The following is an 18,419-nucleotide window of genomic DNA, read 5'->3' as shown; positions in this document are numbered from 1 at the left end:
AGTAACCCGTTTTAGTGGTTTCAATGTAAAGTTATGTTGTTTTTTAATATTTTGATGTTAATTGACTTGAAATAGTGTGAAAAAACCTTATTTATAAAGTAAATTCTACGTGATATTAGTTTTTACCAAGGAATACAAAAAAATGATGAGAATTGCTTTATTCTTACTCACAAACTTAGCCGTTATGTTTGTGTTTGGAATAATCTTAAGCTTAACCGGTATTAGAGGTAGTAGTGTCCAAGGCTTGATGATCATGGCGGGGTTATTTGGTTTTGGTGGTGCATTTATCTCACTGCTGATGTCTAAATGGATGGCTTTGAAATCAGTTGGTGGTGAGGTGATTGAAACTCCTCGCAACCAAACAGAGCAATGGTTAATGTCAACGGTAGAGCGCCAAGCACAACAAGTTGGTATCCAAATGCCACAGGTGGCTATTTACCATGCGCCCGATATCAATGCTTTCGCTACGGGAGCCCGTCGTGATGCTTCGTTAGTCGCAGTAAGTACTGGTTTATTAGAAAATATGAGCCGTGACGAAGCGGAAGCGGTTATTGCTCACGAAATTAGCCATATTGCGAACGGTGACATGGTAACAATGACCTTATTACAAGGGGTTGTGAATACTTTTGTTATCTTTATTTCACGTATTATCGCACAACTCGCGGCAGGCTTTATGTCAAACAGCGATAATGAAAGTGAAAGTAGTAACGGTAACCCTATGGTGTATTTCGCCGTTTCCATGGTGTTGGAAATTGTTTTTGGTATTTTAGCCAGCATTATCACTATGTGGTTCTCTCGTTATCGTGAATTCCATGCAGATGCCGGGTCGGCAAAACTAGTCGGGCGCGAAAAAATGATCGCCGCATTACAACGACTGAAAACGAGTTATGAGCCGCAAGAAGAAGGGCGCTTAATGGCATTTTGTATCAATGGCCGAGGAAAAGCATTTAGTGAATTGTTTTTATCTCACCCACCATTAGATAAACGAATCGAAGCGCTGCGTTCAGGTGAGTATTTAAAATAGTCTAACTTAACTGTTTAGTCGAAATCTAAAAACTAAGCCCAGTAATCATTTTATTACTGGGCTTTTTTTATGGACAAAAGTCCTCTCACTTGTACCAAGAAAGCTGTTAATCAGTAAGAAATTTTAAGCTTAAGATTTATTCACAATTTAACTGTATCGGTAATTAAAACATATTAATCACAAGTGAGCTTTCTCACAATCTTGCATCGTAAGTGGTAATTTTTTAAATTTTTGTTCGCTTTTATTTCATTTTTAATCTTTATTAAATTGATGGTGATTTGTTTAATAAATGTTAATTAAAAAATAAGAGTGATTAACTTGGGGGTAAGATGGAGCTAATAACTACGTGGTTAAGTGAACTCAACGGGATAGTATGGGGCGTACCTATGCTAGTTGGGATTTTAGGCGTTGGTATATACATGCAAATTAGGCTCGCGTTCTTGCCAATAAGGAAAATAGGAACAGGTTTTAGATTATTATTTCAAAAAAACGAGTCACGCGGTGAAGGGCAAATATCGCCATTTAATGCTTTGATGACAGCATTGTCTGCAACAATTGGGACTGGGAATATTGCAGGGGTGGCAACTGCTGTTGTGATGGGAGGACCTGGAGCACTCTTTTGGATGTGGATGACAGCGTTGGTTGGAATGGCAACTAAATACTCTGAAGCTGTACTTGCAGTTCGTTTTCGTGAAGTGGATAAATATGGGCAATATATTGGTGGCCCAATGTATTACATCAAAAATGGATTGGGGCCTAAATGGATTTGGTTAGGTACTCTATTTGCTTTTTTTGGTGCATGTGCAAGTTTTGGCATCGGTAATACTGTACAAGCTAACTCAGTGGCGGATGTACTAGAAAGTAACTTTGGAGTGCATAAGTGGTTAACAGCAGGGGTATTGGTTTTACTTGTTGGTGCAGTGTTGATTGGTGGATTACGCCGTATCTCTGATGTCGCTGGTAAGTTAGTACCATTTATGACTGTCGCTTATTTTGGTGCAGGGTTAATTGTACTTGGTATTTATTTTACGCAAATCCCTGCTGCAATTTCCTTAGTAGTGACGTCTGCGTTTAACCCTGTGGCGGCACAAGGTGGCTTTGCCGGTGCTGCTGTTTGGGCTGCGATTCGCTTTGGGGTTGCGAGAGGGGTTTTTTCCAATGAAGCAGGCTTAGGAAGTGCTCCTATTGCCCATGCTGCGGCGAAAACACAGAACCCTATTCGCCAAGGGCTAATTGCAATGCTTGGTACGTTTATTGATACTATTATTGTGTGTTCAGTCACTGGTTTGACGATCATTATCACTGGAGGGTGGTTGACTAGCCAGACAGGCGCAACGCTGACCGCTTTTTCATTTCAATCAGCAATACCGGGTGGGAATTATATTGTCGCTATTGCGTTAGCTGTTTTTGCATTTACCACCATTTTGGGGTGGAGTTTTTATGGTGAAAAATGTGTGCAGTATCTATTTGGATTAAGGGCTATCAAACCGTTTAGAGTGCTTTGGTTAATCGCTTTACCAATCGGTGCAACCCAATCACTTGATTTTGTCTGGTTATTGGCTGATACGCTAAATGCGATGATGGCAATCCCTAACTTAATTGCATTGTTGTTATTGAGCCCTGTAGTGTATCGACTAACTCGAGACCATATAAAAGATGTTAATGCGGATAGTATTGATATGGCTAAACAGTTATACGATAACAAATCATAAATACCCCCTGTAAAAAGCTTCACTTCGGTGAAGCTTCTTCATTAAATTAGTGTGTATCCTTACCCCTTTTTGGTTAATCATCTCTAAGTGCTTTCAATGGGTTTTATGTAAACCAAACTACGCAATAGGTTTAAATGCGCTATGCTAAGAATAGTTAATCAATTTTCACTTATGAAATATTATCTATTAACTTTTGACTTATTCACAAGGAGACCAAATGGATATTCTGGAAAAAACGTTGGTGTTTGGTAATGATTTTATGACAACGACAAATCCCGCACGACTAGTTGCATTTAAATTTGAAATCTACCGTTCTGAACAAGGTTTTTATCATAGGATCTATAAAGAGGTTGGGATGTCAGGAGCCAATCTTGGTCAATTGTTCAAAGTATGGGCCTTCGAAGAACAAAAATGTTGGGAAAAACAAACTTCAACTACAACACTCGATGAGTACGTGCAGTACTGCCAAGATATTTATAAGCGGAATAATGTTTAATTAATAAACTGTGTTGGTAGATAAAAAAAGCCCCCTTCATAGGGTCTGAAGGGGGAGCTAAATGAATAAAGAATGGTTTAATTCGAGAACTAAGATAGTTGATTTAAAAATTCAAAACTTAGTTATTTGTGCAGTTTAAACCACTCAATAGAATATATATCCTTAAAATAGCATTTATCGCTAAATAATCTATTGGCGATAGGCCGTTTTTATTTGTTCTAACGTGTTTTTATAGGTTTCTGCTTGTTTTTCATCTTCTATGAGTGCGATTTCACGTTGCATTTTGATTAAAATTTTACCTGCATCAGCTTGACCAATAGCTTTAAGCATATGAGTGAGTAAATTTTTTAAACAAGTTATCTCATCAGCTAAAGTATTCACGTCAGGATCAGTAGGGAAATGGTTTTTCATTAACAAGGTCCTTTAAAAATAAAAAATAATCGTGAGATTGTAGCATAAAAAGGAATGATATGTGCTTTCAGATAAATGAGCGTAATAGTTATTTGCTAAACAAGGGGAACCTAGATACGTTAAGGGGGATATAACAGGGAAACCTTCCTGTTTTTGTGCTTGCTGGCGGAAGCCTGACCTTTAAGCCCCACTGAAAGTTGTGATATAATTCACAAAAATGGGTTTTAGCTTAAATAAGAGCTGAATGGTTAATCAAACCCATATCGAATACTAATATCCTTTCGCGGCAACTTTCACAAGCTGTTAATCAGTTAGTGCATTTTACTTGTGGGAAATGAAGGCTAAGATGAATATGACTCAGGTTTCTAGAAGAACAGCGTGGATCCGCGTAGTCGCTCTTGCGGTTGCAGCGTTTGTTTTTAATACAACAGAATTTGTCCCAGTTGCACTACTTAGTGATATTGCACAAAGTTTTGACATGTCAGTCGCTCATACAGGGTTAATGATTACGATTTATGCTTGGGTCGTAGCATTGATGTCGTTACCCTTAATGTTATTAACCAGTAAAATTGAGCGTCGTAAATTATTAGCTTTTTTATTTGTCATTTTTATTGTTAGCCATATTATTTCAGGGTTTGCATGGAGCTTTGAAATACTAATTGGTGGGCGAATTGGCGTTGCTTTATCGCATGCGGTATTTTGGTCGATAACGGCTTCTTTAGCTATTCGTGTTGCACCTGCAGGCAAGAAGGCGCAAGCGTTGGGCTTATTAGCAACAGGTACCGCATTAGCAACTGTTTTAGGGCTACCAATTGGGCGTGTAATAGGGCAATTTTTAGGGTGGAGGGTCACCTTTTTATGTATTGGTGTTATTGCCTTATTTACCATGATAGTGTTAATACGTTTCCTACCCCGTTTACCGAGTGAACACTCCGGTTCGTTAAAAAGTGTCCCCGTCTTATTTAAACGTCCCGCACTGGTGGGGATGTTTGCGTTAACTGTTCTAGCTGTGACTGCTCATTTTACTGCTTACAGTTACATTGAACCTTTTGTCCGTGAAATCGCATTGCAAAGCCAAAATTTTGCGACATTATTGTTACTGATTTTTGGTGGGGCTGGCATTATCGGGAGTGTTATATTTAGTCGTTATAGTAGCAAGTTTTCGTTGTTTTTCTTACCAACAGCAATTGCCCTAATGACGGTGTGTTTATTATTGCTAATGCCTTTAGGCTCAGATGTCTGGTCGTTGATTATGCTATCCGTTTTCTGGGGTATCGCCATGATGTGTATCGGCTTAGGTCTACAGGTTAAAGTGATTGATTTATCTCCTGATGCAACTGACTTGGCAATGTCAATTTTCTCAGGGATTTTTAATATAGGTATTGGTGGCGGTGCGCTACTGGGGAACCTAGTTATTGTTCATATGGGGATGACTAATATTGGTTATATTGGCGGGTGTATTGGTATAATTACATTGATTTTGTGTATTTACTTATTTAAACGCTATAGTCAATCGCTGGAAGATAAAACTGCAGTTTCAACAAGCCATTAGTCAGTTTTGTAAGAAAATTTATAAAAATAACGCTCTGTCTTTCGTAAAGAAAGATGGGGCTTTTTATTGTTCATTATTTGTATAAATAAAAGGTATAGGGTAAATTTTACCGTTAATAATTTTAATAATAAGGAAAATGTATGAAAGGGCTGAGCTTTTTATTTATTTCTATTATCGCTGAGGTTATTGCTACGACAACGCTTAAGGCTTCAGATGGTTTTAGTCGTTTTTGGCCTTCTTTAGTGGTGGTGATTGGTTATGCGGTGTCTTTTTGGGGACTTTCGCAAGTAGTCAAAGTAATGCCATTAGGGATAGCTTATGCGATCTGGTCAGGGTTAGGGATTGTGTTAGTTTCTATTGCTGCAATTTATATTTACAACCAAAAGCTCGATTTACCTGCAATTATTGGTATGCTGTTTATTATAGTTGGTGTTTTAATCATCAATCTACTCTCAAAGAGTGGTACGCATTAATAAGTGCTACAAAATCATTATGTAGAGCGAGTGTTAGCGGAGAAAGAAATGAGACTTAGAATCAATTTGCGGTTACAAACGATAATGTCAATGGTTGCTGCTGGGGCATTCGTTTTCACTTTATCCGCCTGTAGCAGTTCTGGTGGAAATAAAACCGACCAAGCAGATACCGTAGCTGCAAATTATGCTCAACAAATTGTTAATTTGGGCCCAGGGGTACAAGAAGCTTGTGTTTCGGCTGGCGGTTTACCTGCACTTACTCTAGAGTTAAATGGAACTCAAACTGCGGTTTGTCAATTCGCCAATGGTAAACGTTGCGCTGCTGATATTATTCAATCCGGTGCTTGCATATAACTCATCTTTTTATGAAATGTATTAACCTCTTATTAATCGTTAATATGAGGTTGATTACTTATTAAATATTAAACATTAAATTCATAAAATAATTTTAATAATTATTTGTTAGGTTTTATTTTTATTTTAAAACATTCATTTGTCCATCATCTAATTGCGAGCATCTATTTAAGTCCTTAATTTAATTATTGATATTTAATTTTTTAATTACTAGTATTAAATTGTAAAAGCAATTTAGATAATTATAAAAACACAGATAAATACATGTTCTATTTATTAAAGAGTAATGACAAATGAAAAAGAAAATTGAAGAATACACTGGACCTGCCGCCGGTTGGGGGGCAGTTAAAGCTGTTGCAGAAGCATTGCGTGAACAAATGAAAGTGGGTCATGATATTATTGCAATGTTTGATATGAATAAGGTTGACGGCTTTGACTGTCCGGGGTGTGCGTGGCCAGATCCAGTACATACCGCTTCTTTCGATATCTGCGAAAATGGAGCCAAAGCCATTGCTTGGGAGGCCACATCAAAACGTACTACCCCCCATTTTTTTGAAAAACATACAGTAACTGAATTACTTGATTGGGATGATTTTCATTTAGAGAATGAAGGACGTTTAACGCACCCAATGAAATATAATTCATTAACAGATAAATATGAACCGGTCGAATGGGATGATGCATTTCAACAAATAGGAGAGCGTCTGCGGAGTTATTCTGATCCAAATACTGTTGAATTTTATACGTCAGGTAGAACTTCGAATGAAGCGGCATTTTTATATCAATTACTGGCCCGAGAATACGGAACAAATAATTTTCCTGACTGTTCAAATATGTGTCATGAGCCCACAAGTGTTGGGCTAGCTGCTTCGATAGGGGTTGGTAAAGCAACGGTATTATTAGAGGATTTTGATAAAGCGGATTTAATTATTTGTATCGGCCATAACCCTGGGACTAACCATCCACGAATGCTTAGTTCGTTACGTGAAGTTTCTAAACGGGGAGCTAAAATTATAGCGATTAATCCGTTAAGAGAACGTGGTCTTGAACGTTTTACATATCCGCAAGACGTAATAGAAATGCTGACATTAGAATCAACCCCACTTGCTGGTCATTATTATAAAGTGCGGATTGGGGGAGATACAGCTTTAATCAAAGGGGTCATGAAGCGGCTGATTGAGCGACATCAGGCGGCCATTGACTCAGGCGAAAAAGCGCTCCTAGATACCGAGTTTATATCAGCCCATACCGATGGGTATGAAACATTAAAAAATGATTTACTGACGACCAGTTGGGACGATATTTTAAGGGTATCAGGCTTATCGCATGAGTCTATTGATGAAATCGCAGACCTTTATATTGAAGCGAAAAGCACCATAATTTGCTATGGCATGGGGATAACTCAGCATCAGCATGGAACTAAAAACGTACAGCAATTAGTCAACTTATTGTTGCTGAAAGGTAATATTGGGCGAGAAGGCGCAGGGATTTGCCCACTAAGGGGGCACTCTAACGTACAGGGCGACCGTACGGTCGGGATCACAGAAAAACCATCTAAAAGTTTTCTTGATAAAATTGAACAGCGTTTTGGTTTTCGTCCTCCGAGTGAGTTCGGTCATGCTGCAGTTGCCAGTATGCAAGCGATTTATAATGGGAGTGCAAACGCATTAATCTGTATGGGGGGCAACTTGGCGGTTGCCATGCCTGATAAAGATGCCTGCTTTGAAGGCATGAAAAAGCTTGATTTGGCTGTGCATACTGCGACTAAACTTAACCGTTCTCATTTATTAACAGCCAAAAATACATTCATACTACCAGTGCTGGGGCGAAGTGAAATCGACAGGCAAAGTAGTGGAGTGCAATGCGTGACAGTGGAAGACTCAATGTCAATGGTACATGCCTCAAAGGGGTTATTAAAACCTTGTAGCCCTTATTTGAAATCTGAATGTGCCATTGTTGCAGGGATTGCCAAAGCGACAATACCGAATAGTAAAGTTGAATGGGATGCTTTCATTGGTAATTACGACCTGATCCGTGATGCAATGGAAGCAGTATTACCCGGTTTTGATAACTTTAACGCCCGCATCAAAATACCGGGAGGCTTTCACCTTACAAATGCGGCTTCTGAGCGGCGTTGGTTAACTAAATCAGGTAAAGCTAATTTCATTCCAACTGTTGGGGTGATTGAAGACCCTAATTCAGCGGTAAATAGTGAGCTAGTTCTTGCGACATTGCGCAGCCATGACCAGTATAATACGACCATATACGGGTTAAATGACCGCTATCGTGGGGTATTTGGGCAAAGGGATGTCGTTTTTATTAGCGGTGCTGAGGCGCAAAAACAGAAATTAAAAGCGGGGGATAAAGTTAACTTAATTGCGTTAGATAGCAACCAAAAACCGACTAAGCGCCGTTTAGATAATTTAACGGTGGTTATCTATGATATGGCTGACCGTTGCGTTGCGACTTATTTCCCTGAAGCCAATAATTTAATTTCATTGGATAGTTATGACCCGGAATGTGGGATACCTGCCTATAAAAATATCCCAATCAAATTAGAACACGTAATACAGTAATTATGTGTATTTATATTTATCAATCAGATTAAATGTAAGATATCCCCCTAGTTTGAAATTAAAGCTAGGGGGATACAATAAGAAGGTTTAAATCATTTTTTAGCAGGGAAGAATTGGCTAATGGCAACAATAATGGCGATAACAAAATAAACAGCAAAAATACCAATCAACCATTGAGGCATATCAAGCCCTAAAAATGCCCACTGCCTAACCGCGCAGTCACCCGTCGCTTCAAATACTGCTGGAACCCAAGTTTGCAATGGTAGCCAATCAGGGAAGTTCACAAAGAAATCACAAGATGCGAATGGAGAAGGATAGAGCTGGAGCATGGTATGTTCCCAAGAAAGCTCTAAGCCACGCCAAGCAGAATAAACCCAAATAATGATAGCAACCCAACGAATGATAATATTACGTGGTGCAATTGCGCCTATTAAGCCGGCAGCCATAACACCAAGTAATGCAACGCGTTCATAGATACACATTACACAGGGTTGTAGTTTCATCACATGTTGAAAATATAGAGCAGCACACTCGAGCATGAAGGCAGTAAAGGCCATCAATAGCCATGCACCTCTTCCTTGTGAGCAGTAGTTAAAAAATCTGAACATACTTAATATCCTAATTGAGTGATGCGCACATTTTGCCCTTATCAGACGGATAAAAAAAGCACTTAAAGTGAAATAATGCAATTTTAGATAGGGGTTTACGCAAAATTACAAATGAGCCGTATTTGCATACGGCTCATAGTTTATCAGTATAGTTATTGTGCAAATGTAATCAAACCAATACTTTCCATCCAATAGGTTATTGGTACTAGCCATAACTCAACGCCTAATAAGCCGACAATTGTCATGACAATGGTATAAGGCAAAGCCATCCATACCATCCGGCCATATGATAAACGGATCAAAGGTGATAGCGCTGAAGTCAGCAAAAATAAGAAAGCAGCTTGACCATTAGGGGTGGCAACAGAAGGTAAGTTTGTCCCTGTATTAATTGCAACCGCTAGAAATTGGTATTGTTCCATTGATACTAAGCCGTCATTTGCTGCTTTTAGGGCTTCGGTAATATACACAGTCCCAACAAATACGTTGTCTGAAACGGCAGATAATAGGCCATTGAACAGATAGAACAATGACAACTGCGACGATTCAGATGACTGTAATACAAATTGAATAAACGGAGTAAATAGCTGTTGGTCAATGATAACCGCTACAATACTAAAAAACACCGTAAGTAATGCGGTAAATGGTAGCGCCTCCTCGAAAGCTTTACCTAGAGCGTGTTCTTCTGTGATGCCGCAAAAAGCGGTTGCCATCACAATGACCGATAACCCAATTAAGCCAACTTCTGCTAAATGGAAGGCAAGAGCCACAATTAACCAGATACCGATTAAACCTTGAACAATCAGTTGTGCCAGCTCTTTTTTGGTGCGTTTTTCAGTTAGTTTTTTATCGTGCTCGGTTAATATTTGGCGCACGGAAGCAGGGAGTTCAGCTCCATAACCAAATAACTTAAACTTCTCGACAAGAAAGCACACTAATAACCCACAAATAAAGACAGGAATAGTGACGGGCGCCATACGGATATAAAAAGTGATAAAGTCCCAGTTAACATGTTTAGCGATGATCAGATTTTGTGGTTCCCCCACCATTGTCATCACCCCACCAAGGGCTGTACCAATACCCGCATGCATCATTATGCTGCGCAAAAAAGAACGGAACTGTTCAAGTGTTTGTTTTTTTTCTGTGCTATCAATAAAACCATCATTTTGTAAGTCGGTATCGCTGTGTTGGTTAGAAGCATATTGATGGTAAATAGAATAAAAACCAATTGAGACGCTAATGACTACGGCTATAACCGTTAAGGCATCTAAAAATGCAGATAAAAATGCACTCGCCATACAAAATGCAAGGGAAAGGATGCGTTTAGAACGCACGTTTATCAACAGTTTGGTAAAAACGAACAAAAGCAATTGCTTCATGAAGTAGATACCGGCGACCATAAAGATCAACAGTAAAATAACCTCAAGGTTATTGCTTATTTCATGTGAAATTTGTTTTGGTGTCGTCATGCCGATGATCACGGCTTCGATTGCTAATAACCCCCCAGGTTGCAATGGATAACACTTAAGTGCCATTGCTAAGGTGAATATAAATTCAATTACCAATAACCAGCCTGCCACAAAAGGGCTGATAAAATAGAAAACAACAGGGTTTATTATTAGAAATATGATAATTGCTAATTTGTACCAATCTGGTGAATTTCCAAGAAAATTTTTCAAAAAAGCACTTTTTAAACTAAAATCCATTATGGTTCGTTATCCTCTTTATACGGATGTCGTGTAACGTTCTATTACATACTACTCTGATCTTTTATCGATTATAAGCCCATTTGCTAATTGATAATGTATGAATTATATGGGAATTCTATGATTCGTCTCACTCTTTATTTTGAGTCTAACTATATCAGGAGACGACAATCTGGTATGATTTCCCCAATATCCGTCTAAATGTTTGGAATAATAAAAATATGGTTATTAAAGCTCAAAGTCCGGCAGGTTTCGCGGAAGAGTACATTATTGAGAGCATATGGAACAACCGTTTTCCACCAGGTTCAATACTACCCGCTGAGCGTGAACTCTCCGAGTTAATCGGTGTAACACGCACAACTCTTCGCGAGGTGTTGCAACGTCTAGCGCGTGACGGTTGGTTAACTATTCAACATGGTAAACCAACAAAAGTGAATAATTATTGGGAAACATCAGGCCTCAATATTTTGGAAACACTGGCCAGATTGGATCACGATAGAGTGCCTCAGCTAATTGATAATTTATTAGCTGTGCGGACTAATATTGCTGCAATTTTTATTCGTACTGCATTTCGTAATAACCCTGAAAAGTCGTTAGAAGTGTTAGCTGGCCGAGAAAAAGTTGATGATAATTCAGATGCATTTAGTGATTTGGATTATAACGTCTTCCGTGGGCTTGCATTCGCATCAGGTAACCCTATCTACGGTTTGATTATTAATGGCTTAAGAGGGCTATATACGCGTGTTGGGCGTTATTATTTCTCTAATCCTGAAGCAAGACGCCTTGCATTAAGTTTTTACCAACAATTGAGTAATCTTTGCCGTGAGCAAGCATACGATCGCATTATGGATTGTGTCCGAAATTACGGGAAGGAAAGTGGCTTAATTTGGCATAGTATGCAGGGTAATATGCCTTCAGATTTAGCACACACTCGCTAAATTAGGTAATCGATAAGGCATAAAAGCCAGCCCGCATCTTATGTCGGCTGGCTTTTTTACAAGTGAATGATTGACTAGATTAGTAAATACAATATGTATTTACTAGAGTTTGCTAGGACATGTACAGTAGCGAGGGATAGCAATATCTTCGGAATAATCTACATCTTTATTTTCTAACCGAGTAATTATTTTGTTTAATTGCTCACTTTCGCTTAAAACCAAATGTTCACCCTTAGTTACACAATTGAATTGAACTGTAGTTTTAACATAAGAAACTGCCGTTGCTGGGGGGGTACATATAGGAAGGGGCCTTATAGAAAAGCATATATTTTTCCCTTTATCTTTTATCAAATTTCTTTTCATGGTGGGTTCGCAATACTCTTCTGCAATACTTGGGGCTATAGATAGAAAAATTACATTCAGGGCACAAATAATAGGGATGATCTTTTTAGTCATATACTTTCCTTTAACATTTTTAATCGTTTTTTTCATAATGGATTATTATTTGGATAAATAAACTAGGAAAGAATATATTTTTAGTATAAAAATTTAAGTCACGTAATTTGTAAACCCACCCATAAAAGACAGCATTCATTAAATTAAAGTATAAAATATCGAACTTGGTTTTTTTGAGATTAATTATTTTTATTTAAAATCAACTTGATATGTTCTTTTTTGTTTTTGAGCTCTAATTTCACTAGAACAATTAACTTTTTTGTAAATAAAAATCATCAAGTGTTGGTTTTATTATCTATTTTGTTAAAAGTGTTAATTCACCACATTGGCAAATAATTTCTAGAATATTATCCTAAATAATAATTGAATACTTTGCATCTGGGGTGCTTATGAAAGTTCTAGTGTTAGGGGCAGGAGTGATTGGTGTTACAACAGCATGGTATTTAGCTCAAGAAGGCCATGAAGTACTGGTTGTTGATAGGCAGCATGATGTAGCAGAAGAAACCAGCGCAGCTAATGCAGGGCAAATATCCCCTGGTTACGCAACGCCATGGGGGGCACCAGGCATACCACTAAAAGCAGTGAAGTGGATGTTTGAAAAACATGCTCCATTAGCTATTCGGCCTGATGGTACGTTATTTCAGTTGCGCTGGATGTGGCAGATGCTGAAAAACTGTGATATTCAACATTATGCGATGAATAAAAGTCGCATGGTAAGGATTGCGGAGTATAGCCGCGACTGTATTCGGCAACTTAGGGCTGATACGGGGATTGGCTATGAAGCCCGTCAAGGGGGCACATTACAGCTGTTCCGCACAGCTAAACAGTTTGATAATGCTGCTAATGATATTGCAGTGTTACAACAGGAAGGCGTGCCTTATGAGCTTTTAACATCCGACCAACTCATTAAAGCTGAACCTGCATTAGAATTTGTTAAACATAAGCTAACTGGTGGGTTGAGGTTGCCGAATGATGAAACCGGTGATTGCCAGCAATTTACTAAAAAACTCGCTAAAATGGCACAACTAGCTGGGGTTAAATTCCAATTTGGTCAACAGGTTGAACAAATTTTAACGGATGGTAAACGTATTAGTGGTATCCGTATTGATGGCCAAATCGTGCAAGCGGATCAGTATGTTGTTGCTATGGGGTCTTATTCAACATCAATACTACAGGGTCTTGTGCAAATTCCGGTTTATCCATTAAAAGGGTATTCATTAACAATGCCGATTATTGATGAGCAGCGTTCACCCGCTTCTACCATACTTGATGAAACTTATAAAATCGCGGTAACGCGTTTTGATGATCGCATTCGTGTCGGTGGAATGGCCGAAGTTGTCGGTTTTAATCTTGATGTCCTTAAAAAACGCTGCGAAACCTTAAAAATGGTGGTACAAGATTTATATCAAGGTGGTGGTGATATCGAAAAGGCTCAGTTTTGGACTGGGCTTCGGCCTATGACGCCAGATGGCACACCAATAGTCGGGCCAACGGCATACAATAATCTATATCTAAACACGGGGCATGGCACTTTAGGTTGGACAATGGCATGTGGTTCTGGAAAACTGCTGGCGGATTTAATTTCAGGTAACACGCCTGATATTGCTTCGGATGATTTGTCTGTATTTAGGTATCTTGATGGTTTTAATACCAAGCTTGTAAGCAGCGGTCATTTGACGCCAGTGCGTTAAATGGGAGTACATGAAGTTGCAATTACAGTCTATCGCTGATTAAAAAATAATGTATTTAAGGAATTAAGATGCCACGCCCAATTAGTGCGGTTATTCATCTACAAAATTTGCAACATAACTTATCTATAGTACGGCAGCACACAGAAAAGTGTAAAATTTGGTCAGTCATGAAGGCGGACGGTTATGGTCATGGTATAAAGCACATTTGGCCAGCATTAAAAGAAACCGATGGTTTTGCTGTATTAGATCTTCATGAGGCAATTTTATTGCGTGATGAGGGGTGGAAAGGGCCAATTTTGTTATTAGAGGGCTTTTTTCAACCACAAGACTTACAGCTGATTGACCAATACAATTTGACGACCAGTGTCCATAGTGACTGGCAATTAGCGGCTATTGAAAATGCACAGTTTTCTGCGCCAATTTCAGTATATATCAAGTTGAATAGTGGTATGAACCGGCTAGGTTTTTCTCATACTGACTATGAAACTGTAGTCGAACGGTTAGCAGCTATCCCCCATGTAAAAAGCTTAACCTTAATGAGTCATTTCGCAAATTCAGATACAAAAACAGGTGTAACAGTACCTTTTCAACTTATTCAACAGTTTCAACATTTATCATTAGAAACCTGCATTGCTAATTCAGGGGCTGCATTATGGCACCAATACACGCAGTATGATTGGATCCGAACTGGTATTTTATTGTATGGCGCTTCACCTAGTGGCAAATCGGCAGATATTATAGGGTTAGGCCTGAAAGCTGCGATGAGTTTACAATCAGAAGTGATTGCAATCCATGAAATTGAAGCCGGGCAGTCGATTGGTTATGGAAGCAGGTTTACCTCGACTAAACCAATGCGTATTGCAACCGTTGCATGTGGTTATGCCGATGGCTATCCCCGCCATGCGCCTAATGGAACGCCAGTATGGTGCCAAGGAATGCGTTGTGCACTGCTTGGGGCTGTTTCTATGGACATGCTAACAATTGACGTGAGTGATTGCCGCAATTTGCAATTAGGGGATAAGGTTGAACTGTGGGGGCAAAATTTACCTGTTGATGACGTTGCCCATGCAGCGGGGACTATTGGGTATGAATTACTGTGTGCATTAGCAAAAAGAGTTCCTGTATCTTACCAAAACAGCGTAGAATGAATGTTAACCAATTTTGCTGTTTAATTCACATATTTAGCTTTAAATGTGATTTAGGTTATGAGTATTGGGAATAGTTTCGGATTGATATAATATATCAGTGATCCATTTCTCATTTTTTTAGGTTTTTATATGTCTAAAACGATTAAGTTAACCACACTTGCAGTTGCATTGAGTGTGTTATCAAGTACTGTACTTGCCGGTACATGGTCAGTAGGTGCTTCAGTATTGGCGCAATCGACACCTTATAAAGGGATTAAATCCCGTGATTATCTAACTCCAGTTCCTATCGTGAATTATGATAGTGAAAATTTTTACTTTCATACATTAGCTGCAGGTTACTATTTGTGGAATGATCAGCAAGACCAATTATCATTGGATGCATATTATTACCCACAATTTTTCAAGCCTAAAGAAAATGATAACGATGCCATGCGTGAGCTAAACCGCCGTCGTGATACTGTCATGGCGGGTTTAACCTATCGACATAAAGCGGATTGGGGGACATTAAGGTTTAATGGCTCCGGTGATATCTTAGGGATCAGTAATGGCTTACGCGCTGAAGCAGCTTATTTATATGGCTTTGAAGGTGACAAATGGTCTCTGACTCCAGGTGTAGGTATTAAGTGGGATAGTAAAAATCAAACACGTTATGAGTATGGGGTTTCTTCCAAAGAGTCTCGTAATAGTGGGCTAAAACGTTATAAACCAAGTGACAGCTGGTCACCGTACTTAGAGTTGTCAGGTAATTACCGTTTTGATGAAAATTGGACGGCTTTCGCTATGGGACGTGTAGACTTCATGTCGAGTGAAGTTAAAGACAGCCCAATGGTAAATAAAGATGTTTCTGCGATCTTATGGACAGGGGTAACTTATACTTTCTAATTTTACCTTATAAGATTGCTATGAATAAAAAATACCCTCTGAAAGGTAATTTCTATCAGGGGGTATTTTTTTGAAATTAGATTATTAATCTTGTGGTTTATTCTCACGAGTAATCATCACAAGGGATAAACGGGCAGGGTGTTGTGCATCACTTTTCATTGGCACATTGATACAGGCAGTTTCAACGCATACCATTTGTTTATACCCATTATTTGGCATGTCTTGCATGCTACATGATAATTCAGCCCAAGGATTCCAGCAGACAACATCACTGTTATGATAATGGTGAATCTCAATAGTACGAGCCCAGCCGTCATCACGTAATAAACTGTACTCTTCGGGTTCAGAGTAAATGCGGTCAATATGCTTATTGAATTTAAGCGCTTCATTTTCATATACTTCTTTATCCGCGACTTTATCAAAATAGTGACCACCTAACCCATAGACGGTAGCCTTTTGAATATCGCTAATATTGAAGTAGGTGTGAAGTGCCGCTGTAGTTTCGAAGTCCCCATAACTTTCTAATTCGAGCTCACAGGTTTCACCAAGCTTCATTCTCAGGATTAAGGTAAATTCATGAGGCCATAATTTACGGGTATAATCGGTATCTGTGAGTGTAAAGGTTAAAATTACACCATCTTCATGTTCATTATGTGCGGTGAACTGCCAAGGTAAGAGACGAGCAAAGCCGTGGCTAGGAGGGGAAACCGGACCAAACCATGGCCAACAAATGGGGATACCACCACGGATCGCGACACCTTCTTTGAAGGCACTTTCGGAACTTAACCAAAGGCATGGTTTTTGCCCAGCAGGTTGCCAATCAATGAGCTGAGCACCTTGTAAACTGACAGCGCCACAAACTTTAGGATGTGAAACGACAATTAGGGGGAGATCGCCAAGTTGGCGTTGTGTGATATAAGCAGACAGCTGCTTAATAACAGGTAGAGCAAAAATTTTGTCGTGCATGGTATTAGACCTGTGTTAGTGGAACAGAGTTAATACTCGCCATACTTCAAACTGCGGTATTGTTGACTTCGCTCATTCACATCTAGTCATAAACGTGTGTATGCGCTTAGCGACTTATTTGTTGCTTTGCTGCAATTTAGATTATTTAGAGTATCTATTCGCATACTTCAAGCGTAGTGAATAACATTCATTTTAAAACAAGTCATATTGATAGCGTATCGAATAATGGTATTAACGATAAGCGAAGAAGGCAAAATTATGAAGCGTTAATTTTATATTCAATACAGATACAAAAGAGCCGCCATATTGGCGGCTCAATCAGACTTGTTGCTTAACAGTGCTTATTTAGAGATATGAGCAATTAAGTCTAATACTTTGTTAGAGTAACCAGTTTCGTTGTCATACCAAGAAACTAACTTAACAAAGTTATCATTCAGAGCGATACCTGCTTTAGCATCGAATACTGAAGTCAGTTTTTCACCGTTGAAGTCAGTTGATACAACATCGTCTTCAGTATAACCCAGAACGCCTTTTAACTCACCTGCTGCTGCTTCTTTGATAGCATCACAGATTTGAGTATAAGTTGCTGGTTTTTCTAAGCGTACAGTTAAATCAACAACAGATACGTTAGGAGTAGGGACACGGAAAGACATACCAGTCAGTTTGCCATTCAGTTCAGGGATAACTTTACCTACTGCTTTAGCAGCACCAGTTGAAGATGGGATGATGTTTTGAGCAGCACCACGACCACCACGCCAGTCTTTATGTGAAGGGCCATCAACGGTTTTTTGAGTTGCAGTTGTTGCGTGAACAGTTGTCATTAGACCTTCAACGATACCAAATTTATCGTTGATAACTTTAGCCAGTGGAGCCAAGCAGTTAGTTGTACAAGAAGCGTTAGAAACGATTTCTTGACCTGCGTATGCTTTGTGGTTAACGCCCATAACAAACATTGGGGTGTCATCTTTAGAAGGACCAGTTAGAACAACTTTTTTAGCGCCTGCTTGGATGTGTTTACGCGCTGTTTCGTCAGTCAGGAAGATACCTGTTGCTTCAGCGACTACATCAACACCGACTTCGTTCCATTTCAGATTTGCAGGATCTTTTTCTGCAGTCACACGGATTTTTTTGCCGTTTACAACTAGGTGACCATCTTTAACTTCAACAGTACCGTTGAAACGACCATGAGTTGAGTCGTATTTCAGCATGTAAGCCATGTATTCTGCATCAAGCAAGTCGTTGATAGCAACGATTTCAATGTCAGAACGCTCTTGTGCAGCACGGAAAACGATACGGCCAATACGACCAAAACCATTAATACCTACTTTGATAGTCATAGTATTTCCACCAGCTATTTATTCGTGAATTAAGTTGTAGTTAAAGTTACCAAAACCTTGCCAGCCGTCAAGCGGAATCGTGTCAATTATTG

General features: G+C 39.1%; 17 protein-coding genes. 11 read left to right on the top strand and 6 right to left on the bottom strand.

The features are described 5' to 3' along the window. Positions 1-142: 142 nt before the first annotated feature. The 3 genes from htpX to RB151_RS11950 all read left to right on the top strand — a co-directional run bounded on the left by htpX (position 143) and on the right by RB151_RS11950 (position 3,232). The gene (htpX, locus tag RB151_RS11960) at positions 143-1,024 is read left to right on the top strand and encodes a protease HtpX (protein WP_042843603.1); all 882 of its coding nucleotides are present in this window, start codon (positions 143-145) and stop codon (positions 1,022-1,024) included. 329 nt (positions 1,025-1,353) lie between these two features. After that, positions 1,354-2,736 (top strand): alanine/glycine:cation symporter family protein, encoded by a 1,383-nt coding sequence (locus tag RB151_RS11955; protein WP_042843604.1) that lies wholly within the window; start codon positions 1,354-1,356, stop codon positions 2,734-2,736. A 217-nt stretch (positions 2,737-2,953) separates the two neighbouring features. After that, positions 2,954-3,232: a hypothetical protein gene (locus RB151_RS11950; RefSeq protein ID WP_042843605.1), complete on the top strand. Its 279-nt coding sequence runs from the start codon at positions 2,954-2,956 to the stop codon at positions 3,230-3,232. 189 nt (positions 3,233-3,421) lie between these two features. Here the strand turns inward: RB151_RS11950 and RB151_RS11945 are convergent, their stop codons facing one another. Beyond that, a complete protein-coding gene (locus RB151_RS11945) occupies positions 3,422-3,643 on the bottom strand; it encodes a DUF2594 family protein (protein WP_042843606.1) in 222 nt (73 codons plus the stop codon). Between the two features lie 352 nt (positions 3,644-3,995). On the opposite strand from RB151_RS11945, the gene RB151_RS11940 reads away from it, so the two are divergent. From RB151_RS11940 to RB151_RS11925, 4 genes are all read left to right on the top strand, one after another. After that, a complete protein-coding gene (locus RB151_RS11940; RefSeq protein ID WP_405127784.1) occupies positions 3,996-5,195 on the top strand; it encodes a sugar transporter in 1,200 nt (399 codons plus the stop codon). A gap of 140 nt (positions 5,196-5,335) precedes the next feature. Next, positions 5,336-5,668 (top strand): DMT family transporter, encoded by a 333-nt coding sequence (locus RB151_RS11935; protein WP_042843608.1) that lies wholly within the window; start codon positions 5,336-5,338, stop codon positions 5,666-5,668. A 48-nt stretch (positions 5,669-5,716) separates the two neighbouring features. Continuing rightward, positions 5,717-6,022: a DUF333 domain-containing protein gene (locus tag RB151_RS11930; protein WP_042843609.1), complete on the top strand. Its 306-nt coding sequence runs from the start codon at positions 5,717-5,719 to the stop codon at positions 6,020-6,022. 293 nt (positions 6,023-6,315) lie between these two features. Further along, positions 6,316-8,598, top strand: a complete 2,283-nt coding sequence (locus RB151_RS11925; protein WP_042843610.1) for an FdhF/YdeP family oxidoreductase — start codon at positions 6,316-6,318, stop codon at positions 8,596-8,598. A gap of 92 nt (positions 8,599-8,690) precedes the next feature. On the opposite strand, the gene dsbB is transcribed toward RB151_RS11925, so the two are convergent. Next, complete coding sequence (gene dsbB / locus RB151_RS11920) at positions 8,691-9,206, bottom strand: disulfide bond formation protein DsbB (protein ID WP_048607298.1); 516 nt, start codon at positions 9,204-9,206, stop codon at positions 8,691-8,693. A 152-nt stretch (positions 9,207-9,358) separates the two neighbouring features. Beyond that, positions 9,359-10,909 carry a sodium/proton antiporter NhaB gene (gene nhaB / locus RB151_RS11915; protein ID WP_042843612.1) on the bottom strand — a complete coding sequence of 517 codons (1,551 nt, stop codon included), beginning with the start codon at positions 10,907-10,909 and terminating at the stop codon, positions 9,359-9,361. 221 nt (positions 10,910-11,130) lie between these two features. On the opposite strand from nhaB, the gene fadR reads away from it, so the two are divergent. After that, positions 11,131-11,847, top strand: coding sequence for a fatty acid metabolism transcriptional regulator FadR (gene fadR, locus RB151_RS11910; RefSeq protein ID WP_042843613.1), 717 nt, complete (start codon positions 11,131-11,133; stop codon positions 11,845-11,847). Positions 11,848-11,949: 102 nt separating this feature from the next. Here fadR and RB151_RS11905 read toward each other — a convergent pair whose 3' ends face one another. After that, entirely contained in the window at positions 11,950-12,339 is a 390-nt protein-coding gene (locus RB151_RS11905; protein ID WP_158516025.1) for a hypothetical protein, read from the bottom strand. Between the two features lie 353 nt (positions 12,340-12,692). Here RB151_RS11905 and RB151_RS11900 point away from each other — a divergent pair, with 353 nt between their 5' ends. From RB151_RS11900 to RB151_RS11890, 3 genes are all read left to right on the top strand, one after another. Then, a complete protein-coding gene (locus tag RB151_RS11900) occupies positions 12,693-13,994 on the top strand; it encodes a D-amino acid dehydrogenase (protein WP_048607295.1) in 1,302 nt (433 codons plus the stop codon). 68 nt (positions 13,995-14,062) lie between these two features. Further along, positions 14,063-15,142, top strand: a complete 1,080-nt coding sequence (gene alr, locus RB151_RS11895; protein WP_042843617.1) for an alanine racemase — start codon at positions 14,063-14,065, stop codon at positions 15,140-15,142. A 129-nt stretch (positions 15,143-15,271) separates the two neighbouring features. Next, a complete protein-coding gene (locus RB151_RS11890; RefSeq protein WP_042843619.1) occupies positions 15,272-16,024 on the top strand; it encodes a MipA/OmpV family protein in 753 nt (250 codons plus the stop codon). Between the two features lie 84 nt (positions 16,025-16,108). Here RB151_RS11890 and RB151_RS11885 read toward each other — a convergent pair whose 3' ends face one another. Together RB151_RS11885 and gapA are read right to left on the bottom strand one after the other, a co-directional pair. Beyond that, positions 16,109-16,990 (bottom strand): D-hexose-6-phosphate mutarotase, encoded by an 882-nt coding sequence (locus tag RB151_RS11885; protein WP_042843620.1) that lies wholly within the window; start codon positions 16,988-16,990, stop codon positions 16,109-16,111. A 341-nt stretch (positions 16,991-17,331) separates the two neighbouring features. Next, positions 17,332-18,327 carry a glyceraldehyde-3-phosphate dehydrogenase gene (gene gapA, locus RB151_RS11880; protein ID WP_004911198.1) on the bottom strand — a complete coding sequence of 332 codons (996 nt, stop codon included), beginning with the start codon at positions 18,325-18,327 and terminating at the stop codon, positions 17,332-17,334. Between the last annotated feature and the right edge of the window lie 92 nt (positions 18,328-18,419).

Origin of the sequence: Providencia rettgeri (genome assembly GCF_001874625.1) — a bacterium.
Classification (GTDB): Bacteria; Pseudomonadota; Gammaproteobacteria; order Enterobacterales; family Enterobacteriaceae; genus Providencia; species Providencia huashanensis.
The sequence above is the reverse complement of the archived record's forward strand: the minus strand, read 5'-3'. Positions and strand labels throughout refer to the sequence as shown.